The organism is Pasteurella oralis (assembly GCF_002850605.1).
GTDB lineage: Bacteria > Pseudomonadota > Gammaproteobacteria > Enterobacterales > Pasteurellaceae > Pasteurella > Pasteurella oralis.
In genome coordinates, this window is the sequence record NZ_NXGB01000001.1 from 87,996 (window position 1) to 99,901 (window position 11,906).

At 35.9% G+C, this 11,906-nt stretch carries 11 protein-coding genes; 1 reads left to right on the forward strand and 10 read right to left on the reverse strand.

Annotation, left to right across the window (positions count from 1 at the left end; translation table 11 throughout):
• Positions 1–88 precede the first annotated feature (88 nt).
• The gene (gene mutT, locus C0975_RS00440; RefSeq protein WP_101774445.1) at positions 89–496 is read left to right on the forward strand and encodes an 8-oxo-dGTP diphosphatase MutT; all 408 of its coding nucleotides are present in this window, start codon (positions 89–91) and stop codon (positions 494–496) included.
• A gap of 91 nt (positions 497–587) precedes the next feature.
• On the opposite strand, the gene C0975_RS00445 is transcribed toward mutT, so the two are convergent.
• The 10 genes from C0975_RS00445 to apaH form a co-directional block, all read right to left on the reverse strand.
• On the reverse strand, positions 588–854 hold the full coding sequence (locus tag C0975_RS00445; protein ID WP_101774446.1) for a DUF5339 domain-containing protein: 267 nt from the start codon (positions 852–854) through the stop codon (positions 588–590).
• Between the two features lie 152 nt (positions 855–1,006).
• Entirely contained in the window at positions 1,007–2,068 is a 1,062-nt protein-coding gene (gene holA, locus C0975_RS00450) for a DNA polymerase III subunit delta (RefSeq protein ID WP_101774447.1), read from the reverse strand.
• The gene (locus tag C0975_RS00455) at positions 2,068–2,571 is read right to left on the reverse strand and encodes an LPS-assembly lipoprotein LptE (protein ID WP_101774448.1); all 504 of its coding nucleotides are present in this window, start codon (positions 2,569–2,571) and stop codon (positions 2,068–2,070) included. Before C0975_RS00455 ends, holA begins: the two co-directional genes overlap by 1 nt.
• 57 nt (positions 2,572–2,628) lie before the next feature.
• Positions 2,629–5,211, reverse strand: coding sequence for a leucine--tRNA ligase (leuS, locus tag C0975_RS00460; protein WP_101774449.1), 2,583 nt, complete (start codon positions 5,209–5,211; stop codon positions 2,629–2,631).
• Positions 5,212–5,488: 277 nt separating this feature from the next.
• On the reverse strand, positions 5,489–8,134 hold the full coding sequence (locus C0975_RS00465) for an autotransporter outer membrane beta-barrel domain-containing protein (RefSeq protein WP_167383014.1): 2,646 nt from the start codon (positions 8,132–8,134) through the stop codon (positions 5,489–5,491).
• A gap of 225 nt (positions 8,135–8,359) precedes the next feature.
• Positions 8,360–8,995 carry an HI_0552 family protein gene (locus tag C0975_RS00470; RefSeq protein ID WP_101774451.1) on the reverse strand — a complete coding sequence of 212 codons (636 nt, stop codon included), beginning with the start codon at positions 8,993–8,995 and terminating at the stop codon, positions 8,360–8,362.
• A 31-nt stretch (positions 8,996–9,026) separates the two neighbouring features.
• Entirely contained in the window at positions 9,027–9,332 is a 306-nt protein-coding gene (locus C0975_RS00475) for a heavy-metal-associated domain-containing protein (protein ID WP_101774452.1), read from the reverse strand.
• A 10-nt stretch (positions 9,333–9,342) separates the two neighbouring features.
• Positions 9,343–9,696 carry a mercuric transporter MerT family protein gene (locus C0975_RS00480; protein ID WP_101774453.1) on the reverse strand — a complete coding sequence of 118 codons (354 nt, stop codon included), beginning with the start codon at positions 9,694–9,696 and terminating at the stop codon, positions 9,343–9,345.
• Positions 9,671–10,777, reverse strand: coding sequence for a transglutaminase-like domain-containing protein (locus tag C0975_RS00485; RefSeq protein WP_101774454.1), 1,107 nt, complete (start codon positions 10,775–10,777; stop codon positions 9,671–9,673). The genes C0975_RS00480 and C0975_RS00485 overlap by 26 nt, the downstream gene beginning before the upstream one ends.
• A gap of 289 nt (positions 10,778–11,066) precedes the next feature.
• Complete coding sequence (apaH, locus tag C0975_RS00490; protein WP_101774455.1) at positions 11,067–11,891, reverse strand: bis(5'-nucleosyl)-tetraphosphatase (symmetrical) ApaH; 825 nt, start codon at positions 11,889–11,891, stop codon at positions 11,067–11,069.
• Positions 11,892–11,906 lie beyond the last annotated feature (15 nt).

Consider the following 11,906-nt stretch of genomic DNA (forward strand, 5'->3'; position numbering starts at 1 on the left):
GTTTAACTTTAATGGGGATGAAAAGTGCGGTCTGATTTTGCAGAATTTTTGAAAATAGTACCGCACTTTTTCAATTTAAGGAGTGGCTATGACAAAACCATTAGTTCAAGTGGCTGCTGGTATCATTCGTAATGAGTTCGGTCAAATATATTTGACTCAGCGTTTAGAAGGGCAGGATTTTGCACAAGCTTTGGAATTCCCTGGCGGTAAAGTCGATACTGGAGAAACGCCGCAACAAGCCCTAAAACGAGAATTGGAAGAAGAAATTGGTATTCATATTTTACATGCAGAATTATATGAACGTTTTCAGTTTGAGTATCCTACCAAAGTCATTTCATTTTATTTTTATTTAGTGGATGAATGGTTTGGGGAACCTTTTGGACGTGAGGGACAAGAAGGTTTTTGGGTCGCGCAAAGTGAGTTAGATGCAGGGCAATTTCCACCAGCAAATGCGAAATTGATCCAACGTTTATTGGCAGAAGCTGCGATAGAATAGTGGTATTATTCCTATCAATAAACCCTGCAATAGCAGGGTTTATTATTATCAATTAGAAGTAACTGGTTATATTGTTTGTTATTTAAGCAAACTATTTTTGCCCCATTGCTGCTTTCATTTGTTTAAGCTGCTCAACGGCTTGATTACAAGTTTGTTCTTGCATGTCTTTTGGCATCGCGGCAAGTTGCTGTTTTGCAGCATCATATTGTTGTTTAATCACAGCCGCTTGTTCAGCTGGTACATTTTTAAGGAAGCCTTCATATTCTGTGAAGTATTTTTCACAAGTTGGTGCTAAATCAGCAGCAGAAGCGGTCATAGCAATACCTGATAAAGTGATTACTGCGAATAATTTTTTCATAAGTTCATCCTTAATTAATAGTTTAATTTTGTATAAAAAATGCCAAAAGGCAATGCATTATACCTTTGTTGTTGAATAAATAAACAATTTAATTTTAATTTTATTGATTAAAATTTTGTCTAAATTGAGAGGGATATTGAGTGAAACTCTCTTTAGTGAGAAAGTAATGCCATATTGTTTGGCTGACAAATAACTACACTAAGTTCTGCCAACTTATCCCAAATATCTTGACTGAACTCTTGTTTTACTGCACGTTCAAGTTGAGCAAGTTGTTGGAAAATAAGGTAAAGTTGTTTATAAGTCAGGCGTTGAAAAGCCTGACTAAATAGTGGTCGTCGATTCTGCCATACCTTTAATTTATCAAATTGTTCTCGTAATTGCTGGACAGGTAAGTTGGAACGAATTGATGCTTTATGTTGCGGTTTTGATAATACTAACAATGTCATTAAGTCACGTTGTAAAGTACGTAATAAAATAATAGGTTGCACATCTTCAGCTTGTAGCCCCATTAGAATACGCTGTGCACGTTTTATTTTACCTTCTAATAACGCATCAACCCATTGAAACGGCGTAAATACGGAGGATTGCTCAACAGTAGCTTGTACTCTCTGGTAAGTTAATTTGCTATCAGGATAGAGCAAAGCCAGTAGTTGTAAGCTTTGTTTTAAGGCAAGTAAATTATTTTCGTAGCTATAACAAAGTAATTGAATCGCTTGTTCTTCAATCGTCAGCCCCATCGTTTTAGCACGATTACTGATCCAACGTGGTAATTGTTCAATATTTGGCGTTTGGCAGCTGACTAAGATTGCTTGTGGATCGTAATCATGGCTTTGTATAAACCACTTTTGTTTTTCCGTTGTTTTTGTCAGCTTGGTTAATTGCAAAACAAGTAATATGTCTTCATTTAACAGCGAAATCAGTTCTTGCAACTGTTGTTGCAACGTTGTCGAGAGATTTTCTGGCAAATTGAGGAAGAGAATTTGTTTATTGAAGAATAGCCCCATTGATTGGCAGCGTTCAAATAAATCATTCCAACTTGTGTTACTATCAACAGAAATGATATTTTTTTCATCAAACCCTTGCATCAGGGCGGCTTGGCTGATTAGATCTTGGCTTTCATTAAGCAATAAAGGATCTTGCCCCACTAAATAATAGAGCTTTGCCAGTCTATGCTGGAGAGAAGACCCGAGTTGTTCAGTAGAAATACGATTCATTATTTTGGCTTGACTTGATGTTGTAGCGCGACCATTTTAGTAATTAATTGGCGTGCAGCTTGTTCACGCATATCATGCCAGATGACCTCTTTTTCTGCTGATTTAGCTAAAGCGGCACGTGAGTTATCAAAGAAAGTGCGGTTTACTTTTGCAGAAATTGGGAATGGTGCCTGATTTGGCAATTTTACCATCGCGTCTACTTCTAAAATTAGAACTTTTTCTGCTTCGCGTCCACGCTTAAAAATCGACGCGACTTTGTCACTCATTGTGATTTTATTTAAGCGTAGTACTGGGATAGTTTGTTGAGCATCAACTAAATTAATGTTGTTTAGCTGCAATTGCTTTCTTAATACAATGGTCATTTCGCTGTAAGGGTCACTACTTTCTAAAGTCAAAGTTTGCAATTCTTGCGGAATTAACCCACCATTTTGGAATTGAAAACCACAAGCGCTTATCAGGCAGACACTTGTTATGAGCAAAATGTGTTTCAGTTGTTTCAACATAGTTAGATCCTTCATTTCCCTCTGAAACTAGAGGGAAAAGTTAAGATAAATCATAAATTATTTCGCGACAAAGCTAAATAATTTACCTGGTACATAGATGGTTTTTACAATAGTTAAACCTTCTAAGTGCTTACTTACATTATTGTCTGATAAGGCAACTTGCTTAATTTCCTCTTCACCCATGTTGGCAGGCACAGTGACTTTCGCACGTACTTTACCATTTACTTGTACAACGACTAATTTTTCATCATCAATCATTGCTGTAGCATCTGCTTCCACCCAAGGTGCAAAATCAATAGTTTCTTGATTGCCTAATTCTTTCCATAATTGGAAGCAGATATGTGGTGTGATTGGATAAAGCATACGCACTACTGCACTTAATGCTTCAGCCATAATGGCGCGATCTTGTGCTTCTTCTAATGGTGCTTTAGTTAATTTATTCATTAGCTCCATAATTGCTGCAATTGCAGTATTGAATGTTTGACGGCGACCGATGTCATCGCTTACTTTAGCAATTGTTTTATGCACATCACGGCGTAATGCCTTTTGGTTAGCTGAAAGTGCAGTTGGTTCTATAGATGTTTCTGCAGGATTTTTGTTGTATTCAAAAGCGAGATTCCATAAACGACCGAGGAAACGCTTAGCACCTTCTACACCTGACTCTTGCCACTCTAATGTCATTTCAGCTGGTGAAGCAAACATCATAAATAAACGGACGGTATCTGCACCATATTTTTCTACCATTTCTTGTGGGTCTATCCCATTATTTTTGGATTTTGACATTTTGGTCATACCTGAATGCACAAGCTCGCGACCTTCTTTATCAAATGCTTTAATGATTCGACCTTTTTCATCACGCTCTAAGGTCACTTCTGTTGGTGAAACCCAAATACGCTCATTGGTTGGCGAAGTGTAATAAAATGCATCAGCTAATACCATACCTTGACAGAGCAATTTATCTGCGGGTTCATCGCTGGTGACAAAACCTGCATCGCGCAATAATTTATGGAAGAAGCGGAAATATAATAAGTGCATTGTGGCATGTTCGATACCCCCAATGTATTGATCTACTGGTAACCAATAATTTGCTTCTTCTTTATCTAACATTGCTTCCGCAAAGGTAGGTGAAGTATAGCGTGCATAGTACCAAGAGGATTCCATGAAGGTATCAAAAGTATCGGTTTCTTTGAAGGCAATTTGGTTATTATAAGTTGTTTTTGCCCATTCAGGATCGGCTTTAATTGGGCTTTTTACGCCATCCATGACCACGTCTTCAGGTAACACAATAGGTAAATCTTGCAATGGTGCAGGCACGACATCACCATTTTCTAAGGTGAGCATTGGGATTGGTGCTCCCCAATAACGTTGGCGAGAGACTCCCCAATCACGTAAGCGATAATTCACTTGTTTTTTGCCTACACCCATTTGTGCTAATCTAGCTGCAATACCATTAAATGCAGCATCAAAATCTAAACCATTAAATCCAGCAGAATTAATAACACGACCATATTCAGTAAAAGCAGCTTTTTGGACGTCCCATGCACTGCCATCAAGTGGTTCAATCACTTGTTTGATCGCCAAATGATATTTTTGTGCAAACTCATGATCACGATCATCATGTCCTGGGACTGCCATGACTGCACCAGTACCATAATGCATTAAAACAAAATTTGCGACCCAAACGGGTAATTTCTCACCAGTTAATGGATGAATGACGAATAGTCCCGTTGGCATACCTTTCTTTTCCATTGTAGCCAGTTCAGCTTCTGCTACTTTAGTATTTTTTGCATCTTGAATGAATTGGGCTAATTCTGAGTTATTTTTAGCCGCAAGCTCTGCAATAGGATGTGCTGCCGCAACTGCGACATAAGAAACACCAAAGAAAGTATCGGGACGTGTAGTATAAACAGTTAAATGTTGATCTAACCCATCTAATTTAAAGGTAATTTCCACCCCTTCAGAACGACCGATCCAATTACGTTGCATCGTTTTTACTTGATCTGGCCATTGTGGTAAATAATCTAAGCTACCTAATAATTGTTCTGCATAGTCGGTAATTTTAATGAACCATTGTGGGATTTCTTTTTGTTCTACAGGAGTATCACAACGCCAGCAGCAACCTTCATGAACTTGTTCATTCGCTAATACAGTTTCATCGTTTGGACACCAGTTTACGGTTGAGGTTTTTTTATACACTAATCCTTTTTTGTATAATTCAGTAAAAAACCATTGCTCCCATTTGTAGTATTCTGGTTTGCAAGTTGTCACTTCACGATCCCAATCAAAACCAAAGCCTAAAATTTTAAGCTGATTTTTCATATATTCGATGTTTTCGTAAGTCCATTTAGCTGGTGCAGTTTTATTTTTGATTGCAGCACCTTCCGCGGGTAAACCAAATGCATCCCAACCCATTGGTTGTAACACATTTTTACCATTCATACGTTGATAACGTGAAACGACATCGCCAATAGTATAGTTACGCACGTGTCCCATGTGCAGACGACCTGAAGGATAAGGGAACATAGAAAGGCAGTAATATTTCGGTTTATTTGTATCTTTAATCGCTTTAAATGTTTTATTTTGTTGCCAATATTGTTGAACTTCTGGCTCAATCAAATCGGGACGGTATTGTTCTTGCATAGTTTTACCTTATGATTTTAACCGCAATTTGCGGAAAGAATTTATTTGAGAAAATACTGCATAGAATAGCGTAAAATGGGGAAAATTGACAGCTTAAATACTTTTATTTCCCTGAAAAATAGTGGGATAGCGGAAGTACTTGAGTAAATAATTTGCTTGTTTTGTATCCTATAATACGTGGCATTTTTTTCTTAATTTGCAAGCAAGTTTTTTAATATAAGGATAAGAGCTCTCTATTATTTTATTAGATAATAGAGAGCTCTTACTCGCAAATTCATTACCAAGTATAGCGAATACCTAAGTAGCTATTGTAAGATTCACGTGAAAGCGTTGAATTGCGATAGACTTTATTACGATCTTGAATACCTAATATATAATGCATATTGGCGTGAAGGGTGAGATTTTGTGTCAGTGGAAGTTGTCCTCCAAGACCAAATTCTACGGCTAAATCACTGAAGTGTTCACTTGCTATTTGGTTATCAATTTTTATTTGGCTTTTTTCACCTTTTAACATTTTAAGTAAGTTAGCACTAATATAAAAGATAGGCTCACGGTTCTGTTTATTGTTATTCCATGTGACACGAGTACCAATGCGAGTTATCCAGCTATCTTGATGGTTTTTCTGTATTGTTTTAATGCCATCGTTAAAACTTTTTAGCCATAAAGATTGATAGCTGATTTGAGCTTGTGGTTCAATGGCAATATTTGGATTAAGTAATGGAAATGGTTTACCTATTTCTATTGATGTGCCAAAAGCATAACCATTTTGTTTAGCTTGCGTATTTTGACTACGATAACGGTTTTGTAGCCAAGAAATTTGTCCAACAGTATCAATGTATAAACCCGTTGAACTATAGTAAGTATGATAGCTACCAAGTGAGAGCATATCTGTTTTGGCACTACCAGTAAACTTATCTGATGTAACGATAGCGCTTTCTGCACGATATTTATCAAAGAAACTATTTTTTGCCCAGCCATAAGTAAATGTAATACCTGTATATTGCTGTGTTTTTTCTTCACTTAGCTTGAACATTAAATCTTGACCAAATTGGATAAAACCAGATTGTGTTTTGGTACCAAAGCGCTTTTTACCTTGGAACATGTCATAGTCATAACGTACTCGAGTCCAGATTCGTTTGTTAATATCATTTTTATCAAACAATAAATGAGGTTGTTCACCAATGCGTTCATGTAATTTACCAAGTTGTGAGTATATCATTTGGCGATTAATGAATGGCTGTTGTATATAACCGACAATAGGTTGATTGATGATTTCTATATTTGGTAAGGATTGTAATGCCCAACGATAGTTATTACCATAGCGTTTAAGTTGTGCTTCATAGGGGCCGTAGGTTTCAGCTGTTCCAATAAATAAATTACCGCTGTGATCGTTTTCTACTTCAATCACGTTTGTTGAAAATTGCTGTTGATTTTTTGCAGTAATATTACCTATTTTATTGCCATGGATTTTAATCGTAGTAATAGCATTGCCACCAATCGTTTTAATTTTTAGTACATCTGTTTTTGATATCCCATTTAGTATATTGCCTAAATCGTCCCAATGGGAATTGATGATCAAAGTACCACCTCCACTATAGTTATCTGTTGTAAGCATAAGTGGTTGATCATTGCTAGGAGAAATAAATGTAATTGTACCTGTATTAACCAAATTATCTAATCTAGAGTTTGCCGTATTATACCAATTTCCACTATTCATTAGATTGAGAGTATCGGTATTACTACTCTCTAAAAAGCCTGTTAATATATTCGAGTTTGTCACATGGATATGACCATTTTGTGTATTTTGAAAAAGTGCGGCTGTTGAAGATAAATTACCTTGGTTATTAATGACGAGTGTTCCTGTGCCATCATTAACAATGATTTGCTTATTAGTATTTATAGTACCCTGAGCTAAATTATTGAAAATAGCTGTTCTATTTTCTTCTGGGATAGCATGAATAGTAATACCATCTTTACTTGTTACTGATAGTTGACCATTATTTTCAAAAATTGCGCTACTATAGAGTTTGATCGCATCGGCATTTGGTGTATTAAAAATACTATTGCCGTTCATAGTAGTTTTACCATTACCTAAAGCAAAAATTTCCTCGTCATTTTGGTTCGTAATAGTAAATTGATTAAATAAAATTGTTGGTGTAGCAGTAGATGGAATATGCAAGAACGTCTTATCATTCACAATAGTTGTTTTTCCTTGGAATAAAAGCTGACCTGATGTATTGTCAAAAGCTCTAATTGCCCCCCCGATTGCATTTAATGAGACATTTTTATTAAAAATATACTTACCATTGCCCATTCGAATAAAACTGGATCCTTCTGTGTCTGCTATAACATTACCCTCAATAATCATTGAGGTATCAGTACGGTCATTACCCCAATTACCATCTGCGTTTAAAGCAAATAATGAACCCCCATTGACATTTTCTGCATGTGAAATATTAAGATTGCCTTTAATATGTAGGTGATTTCCTCCACCCACAATGATATCTCTAGGGCTTCGAGAAGATGTTGCTTTACGCACTGTAACATCTCCTTCAAAAATAATAGTATTAGTTAAACTTTGCTCTGGGCGTAAAAAAATAGCTGCATAAGTGCCATCACTAGTGCCATATCTAATTTTATGTAAATCAACATGGAGTGCAGTGAAAGTCGCTGTACCACCTTTACTTATGTCAATTACCGCATTGTCTCGGTTTGTATCTTTAAAATTATCGCCTACATAATTACAGATGCTGCCAGATTGTACCACTGCACCTCCTGCTATTGGAGTCGGACAATTGGCATAAGCTATTTGAGGTAAAATGGCTATGTTAGAGAGAAAAATCGCTATTGTAGAGAGTTTCCGTGTATGACTTTTAGGTAACAGTAATTTAGATATAAAATCAGTTTGATGTGGCTTTTGCATAAAATTTGTTCTAACCATGTGAGTTAATATAGATATTTTCTTGAGTATAAATGAATACTTTCAGGGCATTAAATAATCAATACTTGTTTTTATGACTCAAGTTTAGCTTTTTTTGATTTTTTTTAAACAACTTTATTGATATATAACTGGTTATATTTGCAGTTAAAAGATTATATAGTTTGTATGCTGTTAGAGGGGAAATATATTCTCATAATATTTTGAGTATTATTGGTGACAGCGATCATATAAAGGCAATAATTCTTTAATAGTTTCAGTACTAAACTGAACAATATCAATATAATCTAACTGTTGCTGTTCAATATTTTTGCCAATACACCAAAAATCGTCGTCATGACGTAATATTAATTCTTGTACTTGAAATTCAGTGGCTTTTTTGAAATCAGCATATTCACTTTCGTCACCACGCCAAAGCTCAAAATTGCTATATTTTTCAAGATCGATAGCTTCTAGCCATTGATTGTATTGTTCAATTTTGATTTGTGAACGATCTGCTCGATAGCAATGCCAATCTAGGCTAATAGAGAGGCGACGTCGATTTAAGATAATCGATAAAATAGCAGCGGAGTTTTGTTGATATTCATATTTAAAATAAGCGAAAAAATGTGCTCTGACTTGCCAGCCATTGGTCCAACTTTCAATATGAGGTTTGGTAAAAGGCGTACCAAGTGCATTGGATATTTGTAAAATAGTATACTTCCATTTTTCCCATTCTTGTTTGTAACTGCTTTTGATTTTATCAATATCAGCAGGGCAGAACTTTTTCATCTGCGCAAATTGATAAAAAGGGATCTTGAATATTTCACAAGAAGCTGAATTGATCAATTTTGTTTTCTGTTGCATAAAATTTTATTAATTTCGACCGCACTTTAAGCTATTGTTGGACCTGTATGATATCAGGGGTATATTTCAATTTTTTAATCGTTTGCAGTAAGTGTTGATTATCTACTTCTTTTTTGGCCACGATATTGACGATGCGATCTTTAAAATTCGCTTTAGTAGAAATGACACCCTCAATATTGCGCAGTTCTTTATTGACTAAATAAACACAAAGCTGGCATGTCATTTCTTTAATATGAATCATGACTTGTTTTTCATCTGTGTTTAAAACAGAGGGTGTTGCATAGCTGATATTGAAGAGTGGAAAAAGGAGCAGACATAAGCAAAGTATTTTTTTCATAATAAACCTTTTATTCGAGAAAATAAGGCAAAATGTTTGGATAAAGCAGAAAAAACAATATGATCACAAACACGATGCTGTATAAAATAATCAAGCCTTTGCGAGAAATATAAGTAGTACAAATGATTTTGTTAGAAAAAACCAGTAGCCAAAAACCATAACCAAAGGCAGTCAGAGATAAAATGAGCATGGGAAGGCGTAAATAATCTAACTCATTTAAGCTAACTAACCAAGTAGATGAAACACCAAACATTAGATAAATTAATGGTGCAATACAACACAGTGTAGAAGTTACTGCAGCGATCACCGCAGTAACACAGGTTGCAATGAAGCTTTTGTTATAATTCTTTTGCAGTAAATTCATAGCTGAACTCTTTTGGATCAAAGAAATTCAATGGGTCGCCACCAATTTCAGCATAAGGATAGCTAAAATTATTCAATGGTGTGATTTCAGGGGTTGGATACAAATTGAAATCACGAGCATGGTTAAAGCCAACCCAATTCATTTCCCAGTTACCAAATAAGTAATCAGATACGGCCTGTGTATCAGGATCACTGACTGCTTTTTTCTCTGCTAAACGCATCTTTGTTACATCTGCTGAATCTACAGGTACCCAACCAAAGCCCGCTAAATAGAATTCAGCGCGGCAATGTTGTCCACCACTTACGTTGGCAAATTTATTTGTATCCGCACTACCAAATGCACTTTTCGAATATTTGCCCATTTTTACGGCTTGTCCTAAACGAATTCCAAAAATCTCGCGTGCTGGAATGTTTGATGCTCGGGCTAATGCGACAAATACCGAGTTAATATCAGTACATTTGCCTTTAAGTATGCCTGCAGTTAAGATTTTTTCCACGTCACCATCACCGCAGCCTAATACTGAATTATCGCGCTCCATATTATTGACGATCCATTGGTGGATTAATTTAGCTTTATGTAATGGATTATTCTCTGTGCCCACGATTTTATCGGCATATTTTTTCACAATGCCATCTATTTTAATATGTGTTGTTGGTTTCAAATATGTTAGAACATCGACAGAATAATTAATTTGAGCTGGCACTTGATAATCTTTTAAAGCGCCTTGTGCCATTGGTTCTCTGTCTTTTGTTTGAATAACTAATTTGATTTTTAAATCACGTTTATCGGCATTTTCATCCCAGTTAGCAAATAAGGTTTTTGCGCCATATTGGTTGTTTTCAGTGAGATAGGCATTTTTATAATTCCCGTCAAACTGAATCGATTTCACTTCTTGATATTCATTGTTAAAAGGTAATGGCACCCAGAGATTGGTTTCACCTTTAGAGCCTTTAGGCACAGCTAAATTAAAGGATTTAATGAGTTCGTATGTATGTACATCAGTGTGATAGTTTGGCTGGTTTGATGTCGCAAATGCGATCGTTGAACAACTAGCTAGAAGTGTAGCAAGAAGTTTTTTCATTGAATTGTCCTTGTAGATAAATAAACATAACATGTTATATGCATCTTTGTTCATCCGCTTCATTATACGTAATGAACCTGATCAAGATTACCCGAAAATAGGTGGGAAATAAACAGATATTTTTGAGGTTAGATTTATGAAAATTAATTAAAATCAATCAGTTTGCTGATCGTAGAAAAATATGATTATAGTTCACTGCTTCTTGGGTATGGCATTTTATATAAAATAGGTTATAAGAACGAGATATGGATAAGATGACGCTCATAATTTTTTATAGGTTGCTATGTTGCTATCTATTGTAATTTTTTACTGCAGATTGTGTGAAATATTGTTTATCTTCCCAGCGTAACATAGTCATACGATTGCCCCACACGCAGCCTGTATCTAATGCATAAATATTCGTTGGTGTTAGTGTATCGACTAAACTCGCCCAATGACCAAAGATAATAGGCGTCGTTTGATAAAGTGGGTTATCCAAATTAAACCAAGGTGTTAATTCAGCTGGTGCAGATTGTGGTGGCTGTTTGCAGGCAAAATCTAAACGATGATCCCAATAACAAAAACGCATGCGAGTGAATACATTAATGCTATAACGCAGGCGATCTAAACTTTGTAAATTATCATTCCAACGATCAGGATGGTTTTCATACATATTTTTAATTAAATAGTGATAATCGCCATGTTGTAGTACTTGCTCTACTTCATGAGCACATTGTTTTGCCATATTAAGATTCCAATCAGGCGAAATACCAGCATGTACCATGATAAAATTGAGTTGTTGATTGTGAATGAGTAAAGGTTGGTGGCGCAGCCAATGGATAAGTTCATCACAATCACTTGCCTTGAAGATTTCATCAACGCGATCACGTGCTTTTATAGGTTTGATACCAAGTGCGGTAGCAATTAAATGTAAATCGTGATTACCTAGTACTGTTTTGGCTGAGTTACCCAGAGATTTAACTAAACGCAGGCATTCAAGTGATTTATCGCCACGAGCAACTAGATCTCCAACTAAATAAAGTTGATCTTTATCTGGTTCGAATTGTACTTGCTCAAGTAGAAGCTGCAACTCATCATAACAGCCTTGTAAATCACCTACTAAATATGTCGCCATTTTACACCGCACTTA

Excerpts from the sequence above, each read along its gene's own strand:
- C0975_RS00480 (WP_101774453.1), bottom strand. The coding sequence starts at position 9,696 with ATGAATTTACTGCAAAAGAATTATAACAAAAGCTTCATTGCAACCTGT.
- C0975_RS00485 (WP_101774454.1), bottom strand. The coding sequence starts at position 10,777 with ATGAAAAAACTTCTTGCTACACTTCTAGCTAGTTGTTCAACGATCGCA.
- C0975_RS00465 (WP_167383014.1), bottom strand. The coding sequence starts at position 8,134 with ATGCAAAAGCCACATCAAACTGATTTTATATCTAAATTACTGTTACCT.
- C0975_RS00470 (WP_101774451.1), bottom strand. The coding sequence starts at position 8,995 with ATGCAACAGAAAACAAAATTGATCAATTCAGCTTCTTGTGAAATATTC.
- C0975_RS00455 (WP_101774448.1), bottom strand. The coding sequence starts at position 2,571 with ATGTTGAAACAACTGAAACACATTTTGCTCATAACAAGTGTCTGCCTG.
- leuS (WP_101774449.1), bottom strand. The coding sequence starts at position 5,211 with ATGCAAGAACAATACCGTCCCGATTTGATTGAGCCAGAAGTTCAACAA.
- mutT (WP_101774445.1), top strand. The coding sequence starts at position 89 with ATGACAAAACCATTAGTTCAAGTGGCTGCTGGTATCATTCGTAATGAG.
- apaH (WP_101774455.1), bottom strand. The coding sequence starts at position 11,891 with ATGGCGACATATTTAGTAGGTGATTTACAAGGCTGTTATGATGAGTTG.
- holA (WP_101774447.1), bottom strand. The coding sequence starts at position 2,068 with ATGAATCGTATTTCTACTGAACAACTCGGGTCTTCTCTCCAGCATAGA.
- C0975_RS00475 (WP_101774452.1), bottom strand. The coding sequence starts at position 9,332 with ATGAAAAAAATACTTTGCTTATGTCTGCTCCTTTTTCCACTCTTCAAT.
- C0975_RS00445 (WP_101774446.1), bottom strand. The coding sequence starts at position 854 with ATGAAAAAATTATTCGCAGTAATCACTTTATCAGGTATTGCTATGACC.